This is a genomic window from Streptomyces sp. NPDC107546 (assembly GCF_055639175.1).
Genome location: NZ_JBVKBA010000009.1, coordinates 53,719 through 65,802, shown reverse-complemented (window position 1 = coordinate 65,802; position 12,084 = coordinate 53,719). Strand labels below are relative to the sequence as shown.

The following is a 12,084-nucleotide window of genomic DNA, read 5'->3' as shown; positions in this document are numbered from 1 at the left end:
GACAGGAGGTGTGACTATGGTTCCGATCCTGCTCGTTCTTCTTCTGGCCGTGATTCTCTTCGGCGTCGGATTCGCCGTGAAGGCACTGTGGTGGATCGCCCTGGCCGTGCTGGTCGTCTGGCTGGTGGGCTTCCTGGCCCGCGGCACTACAGCGGCCGGCGGACGGGGCCGATGGTATCGCTGGTGAATCGGCGGTGCCCGGGCGGTGATCCGCCCGGGCACCTGATTCCCGTGATCCTTCGGCGATCACTCCCGCGGAAGCAACGATCCAAGCGGCCCGAGGTCCAGATTCAGGTCCTCGGGCCGCAGTCCGTAGCGCTCCCGCAGCTCGGCCATACGGTCCTCGAGCAGCATCAGAGTGAGGCCGATGCGCTCCTCCTGGTCTTCGGTCAGCTCACCGGTGTCGAACCTGCGCAGCGCCTGCCGCTCCATGAGCTGCCGCAGCAGCTCGACGACGGTCAGCACGAGTTTGACCAGGTCCCGCTCCACCGTGTCGGGTTCCAGGTCGAGTCGGTTGCGTCCGTCGCTCATGTCACCGCTCCTCCGGCCAGGGGGCCGGCACCTGGGCGCCGACCGAGCTGATCAGCGCGTTGAGGTCGATGCGGACGAGATCGACGTCCGCGATGCGCAGGGTGAGGTCGCCGGTGATGACGACGCCGCCGGACAGCAGCCGGTCGAGAAGGTCCACCAGGGCGACCTGACGGTGCTGGAGTCCGTCGGCGGTCACGGCCCCTCCCGCCCTTCGACGCCGCTGAACGAGTACGCCGCCCAGGGCCCGGTGAGTTCGACCCGCACCCCCGTAATTCCGCTTTTCTCCTGCTCCACCTTTGTCACGAACGCCTCGGACCCGGAACGCGGAACGAGATAAGCCGCGTTGAGCACATTGCTACCGGAAGAACCGGAGAGCGCGGGATTCTGCGGGGCGTGCAGCCGGAAATCCTCGGCGCAGCCGGAAAGATTCTCGTGCAGTCGGCGCGCGAACCGTTCGGTGTTCTCCTGCATTTCCTCCTGGGCCTGCCGGCGCACACGGCGCTGGCGCAGGTAGTCGCGGCCGGAGATCGGTTTCCGCGCCAACTGGGGAGCATTGCCGGCCCCTTCCGCCCCTCCCGGACTTCCCGTTCCCGGCGTCTGTCCCTGTGGCTGTCCATGCATTTGCGTCTGTTCTTGCGTGTGTTCCGTCTGTGCGTACACCTTGACGCCCCATTCGACCCGGCCGTCCAAGCGGTCGAGGGCGCGGTGGAAGTCGTCCGCCCGCTCCTGGAGCATCGCGCGTACGCCGCTGTCGTCACGGAACACCGTGGCGAGCCGCAGCGGCAGGGGCGTGGTGACGGCGGTGAGCGCGTCCACGACGCCCTGGTGGGCGCGGGCGGTGGCGGCCAGCCAGTCCAGGTCCTCCAGGCGGGCGCGGAGCGGCTCCTCGGCGAAGTCCGCCTCGGGGACGGTGCTGACGACGGCGACCAGGCCGTCGTGCGCCAACTGCCTGGGCGGCACGCCCGCGACGCCCGCCGGGCCGTCCTCGAGCGCCGCGTGAAAGGGGCGGCAGACGGCGTACACGTACCGCAGTCCGTTCACGATGCCTCCTTCTCGCCGCGCGCGCCCTCCAGTTCGGCCAGCCGGTCGCGCAGTTCGGCGTTCTCCCGGGCCAGTTCGTTGTTGCGGGCGCGGGACGAGAGCGCCGGGTCGGTCTCCCACCAGTCGATGCCCATCTCCTTCGCCCGGTCGACGGAGGCGACGACGAGGCGGAGCTTGATGGTGAGCAGTTCGATGTCGAGCAGGTTGATCCGGATGTCGCCGGCGATCACCACGCCCTTGTCGAGGACGCGTTCGAGGATGTCGGCGAGGTTGGCTCCGCCGCCGGCGCCGTACGGCTCGGGAAACCGGCCGGGCGTCGTCATCGACGGCCCCCGCGCGCGACGTCCCCGGGCTCCTCATCCGCGTACTCGTCGCCCTCCGCGTCCTCGTACCCTTCCGCGTCCTCGTACCCTTCCTCCTCGTCCGCGTCCTCGTAGGATCCTTCCTCCGCGTCCTCGACCGCCTCGGGTCCTTCCTCCTCGTCCGCGTACCCCTCCGGCTCCTCCTCGTCCGCGTGCCCCTCCGGCTCTTCTTCGTCCGCGTAGGGCTCCTCGCCCTCTTCGTCCTCTCCGCCCTCCAACTCGGCGCTTTCGTCCTCGTCGTGGGGTTCCTCGTCGCCGGGTTCCTCGGCCTCCTCGTCCGCCACCGCGTCCTCGTGGCTGCGGACCACCTCGCCGTCACGGATCTCGCCGCGCCAGCCGTCCTCCGCCTCACCCTTCAAGGTGATGAACCGGGCGAAGTTCTTCAGATCCAGCCTGACCCGGCGGCCTTGCGCCCGCCACAGATTGCCGGTCTTCTCGAACAGGCCGCTCGGGTAGTACTCCATGACCAGCAGGACCCGGGTGAGGTCCTCGCCCAGGGGGTGGAAGGTCACGACGCCCTTCGCGGTGCCCTTGGCCCCCTCCGACGTCCACTGGATGCGCCGGTCGGCGAGCTGCTCGGTGGTGTGCGCCTTCCAGCTGCGGTTGGACCAGAAGATCTTCGCCTGCCAGTCGGAGTGGGTGTCGTCGGCACTGTTCGCGCTCTTGACGCCCTTGGCGAAGGTGGAGAAGTCCTGGTACTGCGTCCACTGGTCGTAGGCGGTGCGCAGCGGCACGCCGACGTCGACGGACTCCATGATGACGGTGGGCTTCTTGCCGCCCCCGCCCTTCTTCCTGCCCTTGCCGCCCCCCAGGTTGCTGACGGCTTCCTTCACGTTGTCCTTGGCGCGGGAGGCGCCGAGTTCCAGGGCGGAGCGCAGCGGTCCCTTGCCCTCGGCCAGCTTGCGGCCGCCGTCGAGCGCCAGCTTGGCGAAGCCGGGGCTGTTGCCTTCGGCGATGTCGTTGAGCTTGACGGTGGTCTCGCCGAGCTTGCGGCCGAGGCCGGTGAGCAGCTTCGTGGCCCCCGCGGTGAGGTACTCCTGGGCCTCGGCCTTCAGCCGGTCCGCGGCCTCGCCGCGGGCGAGGTGCGTCAAGGGGTTGTCCGTGGCCGCGTCCGTGGCCTTGCCGGCCGCGGAGGTGGCCGATCCGAGGGTGTCGGTCATCGGTCGTCACCGCCCTTCGAGGAGCCCGCGCCGCGGGCGCCGGCGGTCTTCTTCGCGGCCGTCCTGCGGGCCGCGCCGGCCGAGCCGCCCACCGCCTTCTTCGCGGGGGCCTTCTTCGCCGCGGTCTTCTTCGCCGCGGTCTTCTTCGCCGCGGTCTTCTTCGCCGGGGCCTTCTTGGCCGCCCTCCTGCCGGACGGCTCCTCCCGCCGGCTCTCGCGGTCGCTCTCGCCGCGCGGCGGGCGGTCGTCTCCGTCCCGTTCGGTGCGGTTGCCGTCCTCCCGCTCATCGCGGTCGTCGTCCCGCGCCGCGCGGTCGTCGTCCTCGTCCCGGTCCTTACCGGAGCCGCCCTCGGGCAGCTCGTCGCGCATCCGGGCGGTACGGTCGTGCAGCCGGTCGGCGAGCGCGTTCATCTGCCGCTCGACCATGGCCCCGGTGGCGGCCTTGCCGACACCTCGCAGTTCCTGGCGCAACTGGTCGCCGATCTCCTTGAACTGCGGAGCGTTCATGAGCTGCTGGTTCACCGCGTTCGCGAGCGTCCGCGGGCTGAGGTTGAGCTTCTTGCCCGCCACCAGGGAGCCGACCGCGAGCGCCATTTTCAGCTTCTTGGTGCGTCCCAGAAAGTATCCGGCCCCTACGGCGAGGCCCAGTGCGGTTCGGTTCATGTCACGTCCCGTTGCCTGTGGTGTCGCCGGAGCGCAGCGCGATCTCCAGCCGGTCGAGCAGTTCGTCCTCGCGCCGGTCGAACTCCTCCTCAGTGATCTCGCCCGCCCCCAGTCGCTCCTCGAGGCGGGCGAGTTCGGCCCTCACGGCGGCGGGGTCGTAGTAGATCCGTTCCGCCTCACGGAGCACCTGTCTGATGGCCCAGGCGCTGCCGCGCACGGGGGCGAACGGCAGCATCAGCACCTCACCGATCAGTCCCACCGTGTCCTCCTTCCGCTCGGGCCGAAGGCCCCGCTAATGAGCGCCGGCGTCGATGCCCGCGGTGGTCCCCGCCGGCTCGGCGGGCCCCGGTTCGACGAAGCTGTACGGCGGCAGCGGCCCGTTGACCCGCACCTCGAGGTGCGGGTGCGCCTTGCGGAGCTGTTCGACGGCGGCCAGGAACGTGTCGGCCGTGTCACGCGCCACCAGGAACGAGACGTTGGCGAGCCAGCCGGTGGACTCGGGGCCCACGCTGACGCCATCGGCGGCGGCCTCCAGGGCGCGCTGGAGCTCCCTGGCGTCCTCGGCCTCGCGGCTCTGCACCGCGGCCGCCACCATCTCACCGAGCTTGAGCTTCTCCTCGTAACTTCCGCCGCCCGCCTTGCGGTTGGCTTCGGCCAGGGATCGGACCTCGGGGTTCTCGGCCATCACGCGGTGCAGGACGGCCTCCTCGTCGTGGCTGGCCTTGATGTTGTACTCGACCTTGCCGTCCAGGGTGCCGAGCCGCTCCCGGTAGTGGTCGGCGCGCTCCTCGAGGACGCCGGTGACGGCGTCGTCGTCCGGTGCGAGGCTGCCGAACCGCATGGGCAGGATCGGCCCGCCCGCGGCCGCCTCGCTCAGTACGTTCTGGTGGGCGAGCAGGTCACGGCGCTTGGGGCGCAGCCCTTCGGGGGCGTCGCTGACGATCGCCGCCAGTTCGCCGCGCTTCAGGATGCGCACGGTGCGGGCCGGGTCGCCGACCCCGCCCATGCCGTCGGGGAGCGAGGGGTGGTCGGCCGCGGCGATGCCGTAGACGTACGTGCTCACTCCTGCTCCTCCTTCTTCTCGCGCGAGGCCGTCGACTTACGGGTGCGCCGGCTCGGTTCGCCCTGGGCCTCCCCGCGGGCCTGCCGGAAGGCGTCGGAGATGGTCTCGGCGGCGCCGGACAGCGCCCCCTTGGACTTGCCGCGCGCGCCGGACTCGGTCATCTCCCCGACCAGGTCGGGCAGTCCGGGGTCCTTTCGCGGGCCTGCCTCCAGGTCGAGCCGGTTGCACGCCTCGGCGAAGCGCAGATAGGTGTCGACGCTGGCGACGACGACCCGTACGTCGATCTTCAGGATCTCGATGCCGACGAGGGACACGCGGACGAACGCGTCGATGACGAGCCCTCGGTCGAGGACGAGCTCCAGGACGTCGTACAGGCCGCTGGAGCCGCCTCCGGATGTCTGTTGTGCCGGGACAACTGTCATGCCGACCGGCCCTCCTTGTCTGTCTGTCGGTGCGTGCGGCGGGCTAGCTGCCGCCGCCCCTGCGTGTGTCGGCCCTCCCGCGCTCGTAGCGGCGGACCTTCCGGTACCCGGTGAGCTCGCCGTCGGCGGACACGTCCACCGAATAGCTCGCGAGCAGACTCATGGTGTCGGGGACCCGGGCGAGTTCGAGGACCTCGATCTCGAGCGTCCAGCCGTCCTCGGTGGGTTCGAAGGACGACACCGACTCGGCGGCCAGTCCGGTGAGCTCCGTGAACTGGGCGCGCGCATGGCGCAGCACCTCCATGGGGCTCGGCCGGCCGTCCGCCCGGTCGCCGTTCTCGGGGGAGTTCCGTGAATGTGTACGTGATGTGTTCGACATGGCCACCTCCACCACCGGGTGGCCACAAAGGCGTTGGCCAAACCTTCGGATGTCCGACGGCTTCGGCCGGGCTTCAACCGTGCAGGTCGTCGAGTCGCCGCCGGGCAGGTGCGAGGGAACGCCCCCGGGACGGCACGTCCGCCCAGGGGTCGGTGCGGGCCTGCTCCACCGCGTCGGCGACGGTCCAGCGACGGGCGTTCAGATCCGGGTCGTCCAACTGGCCCCAGGACAGCGGCGTGGCGACCGGTGCGCCCGGCAGCGCCCGTACGGTGAAGGGGGCGACGGCGGTCTGCGCGTACCCGTTGCGCTGCACGTCGAGGTAGAGGCGGTCGCCGCGGTCCTTCTTGCGGGCGGCGGTGGACAGCAGGTCGGGGTGGGCGGCGGCGAGGACGTCGGCGGCGTCCTTCGCGAACTGACGTGCCTCGTTGAAGTCGTGGCCGCCGCTGATCGGGACGACGACGTGCAGGCCCCGCGAGCCGGTGGTCATCAGACCGGACGGCAGCCGCAGTTCGTCCAGCAGCTCCCCCACCAGCCGGGCGGCTGCGCGCACTTGACCGAAGTCGCCGTCCGCCGGGTCGAGGTCGAACACGATCCGGTCGGGGCATGACGGCCGGTCGACGCGGGAGAGCCAGCGGTGCAGGGTGAGGCAGGCCTGGTCGGCGAGGTAGAGGAGGGTGGCGGTGTCGTCGCAGACGGTGTGGCAGACGGTGCCGCCCTCCTTGGCCAGTTCGACGCGGCGGATCCACTCCGGGTAGTGCTCCGGAGTGTTCTTCTGCATGAAGAGGGGCCCGTCCACGCCGTCCGGGTGGCGCTCCAGCATCAGGGGCCGTCCGCGCAGGTGCGGCAGCATGAAGGGGGCGACGGAACGGTAGTACGCCACGAGGTCGGCCTTGGTGTACTCCTTTCCTTCCCCGTCCCCGGCACCGGGGAAGAGCACCTTGTCCGGCCGGTGCACCTCGACCGTGCGGCGGCCGGCCCGCACGGTCCGCGTGCTGCTCATGTCGCTCCCCCCGCTCACGGCACCACGGCGTGCTCCACCAGCAGCCGGGCCGAGGCGGCGATCGACTCGGCGTCGATGCCGGCGGCGTGCAGCTGCTCCTCGGGCGTCGCCGAGCCCGGCATCGTACGGACGGCGAGGCGCACCAGACGCGGTACGGGCCGCCCGTCGAGGAAGGCGTCGAGGACCGCGTCGCCGAGGCCGCCCTCCTCGCGGTGGTCCTCCACGGTGAGCAGGCAGCCGGTGCGGTCGGCGGCCTCGCGCAGGGTCTCGCGGTCGACGGGCTTGACCGAGTAGAGGTCGACGACCCGTACTCGGATGCCCTGGTGGGCGAGGGCGTCGGCGGCCTTCAGCGCCTCGTGCACGGTGACCCCGGCGGCGACGATGGTGAGTCGGTCCTCGTGGGAGGCGCGCAGCACCTTGCTACCGCCGATCGGGAACTCCTCGGTGGGCCCGTAGATCACCGGTGACTTCCCGCGCGAGGTGCGCAGATAGCGGATGCCCTCACGGCCGGCCATCGAGGCGACGAGCCGGGCGGTCTGGTTGGCGTCGCACGGGTACAGCACGGTCGAGTCGTACACCGAGCGGAACATCGCGAGGTCCTCGAGGCCCATCTGCGAGGGGCCGTCCTGGCCGATGGCGCAGCCGGCGTGCGAGCCGACGAGGTTGATGCCGGAGCCGCTGATCGAGGCCATGCGCACGAAGTCGTGGGCGCGGGTGAGGAACGCGGCGAACGTGGAGGCGTACGGCACCCAGCCGCGCGCGGCCATGCCGACGGCGGCGGCGACCATCTGCTGTTCGGCGATGTAGCACTCGAAGTAGCGTTCGGGGTGCTCCTTGCCGAAGTACTCGGACCGGGTGGAGTCGCCGACCTCGCCGTCGAGCGCGACGACGTCGCCGCGGGCGTTGCCGAGCGCGGCGAGCGCCTGGCCGTAGGCGTCGCGGGTGGCGACCTCGTCGCCGATGTCGTAGCGCGGCAGTTCCAGGTGGCCGCTCTGCACGGCGTGCAGCATGCGGGCGGCGGGCGGCCCCTGCACCTCGACGTGGAGGTCGCGTAGGCCGCCGAGTTCCGCGATCGCCTCGTCGGCGTCCGGCAGCGGCTTGCCGTGCTGCCCCTCGCGGTCCTGAACGGCGGCGACGCCCTTGCCCTTGAGGGTGCGGGCGAGGATGACGGTGGGCTGTCCGGTGGTGGACTCGGCCTCGGCGAAGGCGCGGTCGATCGCCTCGACGTCGTGGCCGTCGACCTCGACGGTGTGCCAGTCGAAGGCCTTGAAGCGGCGCGCGTAGGCGTCCAGGTCGTGGCCGTGGCGGGTGGGTCCGCGCTGGCCGAGCCGGTTGACGTCGACGATCGCGATCAGGTTGTCGAGGTGCTCGTACCCGGCGTGCTCGGCGGCCTCCCACACGGAGCCCTCGGCGAGTTCGCTGTCGCCGCACAGCACCCAGACCCGGTAGCCGGTGCGGTCCAGCCGCTGCCCGGCGAGCGCGATACCGACCCCGACGGGCAGCCCCTGGCCGAGCGAGCCGGTGGCGGTCTCCACCCAGGGCAGCCGACGGGGCGTGGGGTGCCCCTCGAGACGGCTGCCCAGCTTGCGGAAGGTGAGCAGCTCCGTCTCGTTGATGGCCCCCGCGGCCTTGTAGGCGGCGTACAGCAGGGGTGAGGCGTGCCCCTTGGACAGGATGAACCGGTCGTTTCCGGGGTGGGCGGGCCGTTCGAAGTCGTAGCGGAGGTGGTGGGCCAGCAGGACGGCCATCAGGTCCGCGGCGGACATCGAGGAGGTGGGGTGTCCGGAGCCGGCCGCGGCGGAGGCGCGGACGCTGTCGACGCGCAGCTGCTGGGCGAGTTCGGTGAGATGACGGGTGTTCATGTCTGTTCCTCCTTGCCCGGGTTGCCGTTGCCGTTGCCATTTCCTCCTGGTACTCGAGCCAGTTCGGGCGACGACGACTCCAGCGGCACCGACCAGGAGCGGACCAGCCCCAGCTGGACGGCCTGGCGCGGCAGCAGGGCGTCCAGGAGCCAGTCGGCGGCGACCCGGATGCGGTTGCCGGGCATCGCGGCGAGGTGGTAGCCGTGCGTGACGGCCGAGGCGAGCGGCCCGGACAGCGGGATGCCGAGCGGGGCGGCTGCCGCCTGCGGGCCGCCGAGGTCGACGACGAAGCCCAGGTCGTGGTGGCGGTAGGCGCGCCGGGAGCCGATGCCGAGGGAGGCGGCTACGTTGCGCGCGCAGACCTTGCCGTGCCGCCAGGCGTGCTGCGCCGTCATCGGCGTGTACTGGCCGGGGTTCTCCAGGTCGGGCACGGCGGCCGCGTCACCACAGGCGAACACCTCGGGGTGGCCCGGCACCTGCAGGTAGGGGTCGACGAGCAACCGACCGCGCTCCAGGGGCTTGCCGAGGCCCTCCACGAACGGGTCGGGGCGTACGCCGACACACCACACCAGCGTGCGGGTGTCGACGAACTCCCCGTCGGTCAGCAGGACTCCGTCGTGCATCGCCTCCTTCACGGAAGTTCCCATCCGCACGTCGACGCCGCGCTTGCGCAGGACGCGGTCGGCGGTGCGGGAGAGCCGCTCGTCCATCTCCGGCAGCACGCGTGGAGCGACGTCCAGCAGCATCCAGCGCGGCTTGATGCCCTGGCGCAGCGGCTGCTTGCGCACCAGCGCGTCGGTGTACCGCTTGCCCTGCGCGGCGACCTCGGTTCCGGTGTAGCCGGCGCCGACCACCACGAAGGTGCAGCGCGCGGCACAGGTCTTGGGGTCGTCGGACGTGGCGGCCAGTTCGATCTGGCGGGTCACGTGGTCGCGCAGGTACAGCGCCTCGGGCATACCGCGGAAGCCGTGGGCGTGCTCGGAGACGCCGGGGATCGGCAGCAGCTTGTTGACGCTGCCGACGGCGAGGACGAGCCGGTCGTAGCCGAGGGTGCCGCCGTTGCCCTCCGGGTCGGTGTAGTGCACGGTGCGCGCGTCGAGGTCGACGCCGTCGGCCTCGCCGAGCACCAGGCGGACGTGGCGCAGGGTGCCGGAGAGCGAGACGGCGACCCGTCGCGGCTCCAGGATGCCGGTGGCCACCTGTGGCAGCAGGGGCAGGTACAGAAAGTAGTCCGTCGGGTTGAGCAGAGTGATGTCGGCCCGGTGCCGGGTCAGCCGGGCCAGGGTGCGGGCCGTCTGGTACCCGGCGAATCCGGCACCGACGATCAGGATGCGGGGTCGACTCACGATGCGCCTCCGGCGTTTTCGCGCGTACGTCGTCTGCCTGGCGGACGCACGGATGCGCCACCCGTGCGAGACCTTCCGCGTCCCCCGGGTCAGGGCGCCCAAACGCCGCCGGGCGGGCGTTTCGCCATGTCCCGCACGGTTACCCGGCCGGTGACCGACGCGGTACCCCCTCCCCGGAGGTTCACCCCCATGACCGAGTACGGCTACTTCCTCTCGTGCGAGGAGTTCGGCCCGGCGGATCTGATCGAACAGGCGAGGATGGCCGAGCAGGCCGGATTCCAGCGGCTGTGGATCTCGGACCACTACCACCCGTGGAACGACGCACAGGGCCAGAGCCCGTTCGTGTGGTCGGTGATCGGTGCGCTCTCGGAGGCGGTGTCGCTGCCGATCGAGACCGCGGTGACCTGTCCGACCGTGCGGGTGCACCCGGCGGTGGTGGCACAGGCCGCTGCGACCAGCGCGGTGATGACCGGCGGGCGGTTCCGGCTCGGCGTGGGCACGGGTGAGGCGCTGAACGAGCACATCCTCGGCGATGCCTGGCCGCCCACGACCGTGCGCCTGGAGATGCTGGAAGAGGCGATCCAGATCATGCGCCGGCTGTTCACCGGGGAGCAGGTGACCCACTACGGCACCCACTACAAGGTGGAGAACGCCCGCCTCTACACGATCCCCGACGAGCCGGTCCCGATCGACATCTCCGGTTTCGGGCCCGAGGCGACGGCGCTGGCGGCGCGCGTCGGCGACGGCTACATCACGATGATGCCGGAGGAGTCGATGGTGACGCAGTTCCGCAAGGGCGGGGGCGGCACCAAGCCGGTGAGCGGCGGCGTGAAGGTCTGCTACGGCACGGACCGCGAGGAGTGCGTGCGGACGGTCCTCGAGCTGTGGTCCAACGAGCTGCTGCCCGGCGAGATGGGGCAGGTGCTGCCGACGCCGAGGCACTTCGAGCAGCTGATGCCGCTGGTCTCGGAGGAGATGGTGCGGGAGAACCGGGTGTGCGGCGACGATGTGGACGAACACGTGTCCGCGCTCACCGCGTACGTGGACGCGGGCTTCGACGTGGTCTACGTCAACCAGATCGGCCCGGACCAGCGCGGCTTCTTCGACTTCTACCGGACGAAGGTGCTGCCTCAGCTGCCGCGTTGAACGCGGTGGACATGAGCGAACCCCGGGGCCGTGCCCCGGGGTTCGCTCATGTCCGTGCGCTCGGCAACCGGCTCAGCCACGGCGTCGCAGGCCGGCCGCCGTGACGGCGGCGCCCAGGCCCCCGGCGAGGATCCCCGCACCGATGCGCGTCCGGTTGCGGGACAGCCAGTCCTCCACGCTGTCCGGACGGGACTCCGCGTCGAAGCGGCCGTGGGCGCCGTAGTCGTGACCGTGCGGTCCGTCCGCCGGGGACCACAGGTTGCCCGCGGTGCCGTGCTGTCCCTCGTCGCACTGCGCGTCGAACCCCGTACGCGCGAGGTAGCGGTCCAGCAGCCCCGGGACCACGGCGTTGGCGATGAGCGTGGCCGCCGTCGACCCGCCCACCCAGTACTCCCGGCGCCTCGGATGCCCGGCCGCGTGCACGATGGCACGTGCGGCGACCTCCGGCTGGTAGACCGGCGCCACCGGCCGCGCCCGCCCCGGCACCCGGCTGAGCACCCAGTCGAACTGCGGGGTGTTCAGCGCCGGCATCTGCACCATCGTCGTCCGCACCTTCGAGCCCTCGTGCAGCAGCTCGCAGCGCAGCGACTCGTTGAAGCCCTGGATCGCGTGCTTGGCCCCGCAGTACGCCGACTGCAGCGGGATGCCCCGGTAGGCCAGCGCGGAGCCGACCTGGACGATCGTCCCGTGGTCCGCGGGCAACATGTGCCGCAGCGCGGCCCGGGTGCCGAACACATAGCCCAGGTACGTCACTTCGGTGACCCGGCGGAACTCGTCCGGCGTGATGTCCGTGAACCGTGCGAAGACACCGGCGAACGCGTTGTTGACCCAGACGTCGATTCGCCCGAACTCCTCGACGACCTGCTCCGCCGCGTCCTCGACCGCTCGCGCGTCCGACACCTCGACGGGGACGACGAGCGCCTCACCCCCGACGCGCCGCACCTCCTCCGCGGCCGCGGCGAGGCCCTCGCGTCCCCGGGCGAGCAGCGCGACGCGGTCGCCCCGCTCGGCGAAGGCCACCGCCGTGGCCCGGCCCACGCCGCCGCTCGCCCCGGTCACCACGACTACCCTGCGGCGCTTCGGCAGGGCTCCCGACCATGCCTTGGCCAT

The 12,084-nt window shown here is 71.4% G+C and carries 16 protein-coding genes; 2 read left to right on the top strand and 14 right to left on the bottom strand.

Annotated elements, in window-relative coordinates; all coding sequences use genetic code 11:
- Positions 1–16: 16 nt before the first annotated feature.
- Entirely contained in the window at positions 17–187 is a 171-nt protein-coding gene (locus tag ACZ7L1_RS15450) for a hydrophobic protein (protein WP_200417980.1), read from the top strand.
- Between the two features lie 59 nt (positions 188–246).
- On the opposite strand, the gene ACZ7L1_RS15445 is transcribed toward ACZ7L1_RS15450, so the two are convergent.
- The 13 genes from ACZ7L1_RS15445 to ACZ7L1_RS15385 all read right to left on the bottom strand — a co-directional run bounded on the left by ACZ7L1_RS15445 (position 247) and on the right by ACZ7L1_RS15385 (position 9,828).
- Positions 247–531, bottom strand: coding sequence for a gas vesicle protein K (locus ACZ7L1_RS15445; RefSeq protein WP_471437523.1), 285 nt, complete (start codon positions 529–531; stop codon positions 247–249).
- A 1-nt stretch (position 532) separates the two neighbouring features.
- Positions 533–727, bottom strand: a complete 195-nt coding sequence (locus tag ACZ7L1_RS15440) for a gas vesicle protein (RefSeq protein ID WP_471437521.1) — start codon at positions 725–727, stop codon at positions 533–535.
- Positions 724–1,572: a GvpL/GvpF family gas vesicle protein gene (locus ACZ7L1_RS15435; RefSeq protein ID WP_471437519.1), complete on the bottom strand. Its 849-nt coding sequence runs from the start codon at positions 1,570–1,572 to the stop codon at positions 724–726. Before ACZ7L1_RS15435 ends, ACZ7L1_RS15440 begins: the two co-directional genes overlap by 4 nt.
- The gene (locus tag ACZ7L1_RS15430; protein ID WP_471437518.1) at positions 1,569–1,895 is read right to left on the bottom strand and encodes a gas vesicle protein; all 327 of its coding nucleotides are present in this window, start codon (positions 1,893–1,895) and stop codon (positions 1,569–1,571) included. Before ACZ7L1_RS15430 ends, ACZ7L1_RS15435 begins: the two co-directional genes overlap by 4 nt.
- On the bottom strand, positions 1,892–3,094 hold the full coding sequence (locus tag ACZ7L1_RS15425) for an SRPBCC family protein (protein ID WP_471437516.1): 1,203 nt from the start codon (positions 3,092–3,094) through the stop codon (positions 1,892–1,894). The genes ACZ7L1_RS15430 and ACZ7L1_RS15425 overlap by 4 nt, the downstream gene beginning before the upstream one ends.
- Positions 3,091–3,756: a DNA primase gene (locus ACZ7L1_RS15420; protein WP_471437514.1), complete on the bottom strand. Its 666-nt coding sequence runs from the start codon at positions 3,754–3,756 to the stop codon at positions 3,091–3,093. Before ACZ7L1_RS15420 ends, ACZ7L1_RS15425 begins: the two co-directional genes overlap by 4 nt.
- A 1-nt stretch (position 3,757) precedes the next feature.
- A complete protein-coding gene (locus tag ACZ7L1_RS15415; RefSeq protein WP_468249124.1) occupies positions 3,758–4,015 on the bottom strand; it encodes a gas vesicle protein GvpG in 258 nt (85 codons plus the stop codon).
- A 33-nt stretch (positions 4,016–4,048) separates the two neighbouring features.
- Positions 4,049–4,819, bottom strand: a complete 771-nt coding sequence (locus ACZ7L1_RS15410) for a GvpL/GvpF family gas vesicle protein (RefSeq protein ID WP_471437512.1) — start codon at positions 4,817–4,819, stop codon at positions 4,049–4,051.
- Complete coding sequence (locus tag ACZ7L1_RS15405) at positions 4,816–5,241, bottom strand: gas vesicle structural protein GvpA (protein ID WP_388995706.1); 426 nt, start codon at positions 5,239–5,241, stop codon at positions 4,816–4,818. Before ACZ7L1_RS15405 ends, ACZ7L1_RS15410 begins: the two co-directional genes overlap by 4 nt.
- Before the next feature lie 43 nt (positions 5,242–5,284).
- Positions 5,285–5,620, bottom strand: a complete 336-nt coding sequence (locus tag ACZ7L1_RS15400; RefSeq protein WP_446793131.1) for a gas vesicle protein GvpO — start codon at positions 5,618–5,620, stop codon at positions 5,285–5,287.
- Between the two features lie 73 nt (positions 5,621–5,693).
- A complete protein-coding gene (gene ligD / locus ACZ7L1_RS15395; RefSeq protein ID WP_471437510.1) occupies positions 5,694–6,620 on the bottom strand; it encodes a non-homologous end-joining DNA ligase in 927 nt (308 codons plus the stop codon).
- Between the two features lie 14 nt (positions 6,621–6,634).
- Positions 6,635–8,482 carry a transketolase gene (locus tag ACZ7L1_RS15390; RefSeq protein WP_471437509.1) on the bottom strand — a complete coding sequence of 616 codons (1,848 nt, stop codon included), beginning with the start codon at positions 8,480–8,482 and terminating at the stop codon, positions 6,635–6,637.
- On the bottom strand, positions 8,479–9,828 hold the full coding sequence (locus ACZ7L1_RS15385; RefSeq protein WP_471437508.1) for an NAD(P)/FAD-dependent oxidoreductase: 1,350 nt from the start codon (positions 9,826–9,828) through the stop codon (positions 8,479–8,481). Before ACZ7L1_RS15385 ends, ACZ7L1_RS15390 begins: the two co-directional genes overlap by 4 nt.
- Before the next feature lie 189 nt (positions 9,829–10,017).
- Between ACZ7L1_RS15385 and ACZ7L1_RS15380 the strand changes: the two genes are divergently transcribed.
- Positions 10,018–10,974: an LLM class F420-dependent oxidoreductase gene (locus tag ACZ7L1_RS15380; RefSeq protein ID WP_471437507.1), complete on the top strand. Its 957-nt coding sequence runs from the start codon at positions 10,018–10,020 to the stop codon at positions 10,972–10,974.
- A gap of 72 nt (positions 10,975–11,046) precedes the next feature.
- Here the strand turns inward: ACZ7L1_RS15380 and ACZ7L1_RS15375 are convergent, their stop codons facing one another.
- Positions 11,047–12,084, bottom strand: a complete 1,038-nt coding sequence (locus tag ACZ7L1_RS15375; protein WP_471437505.1) for an SDR family oxidoreductase — start codon at positions 12,082–12,084, stop codon at positions 11,047–11,049.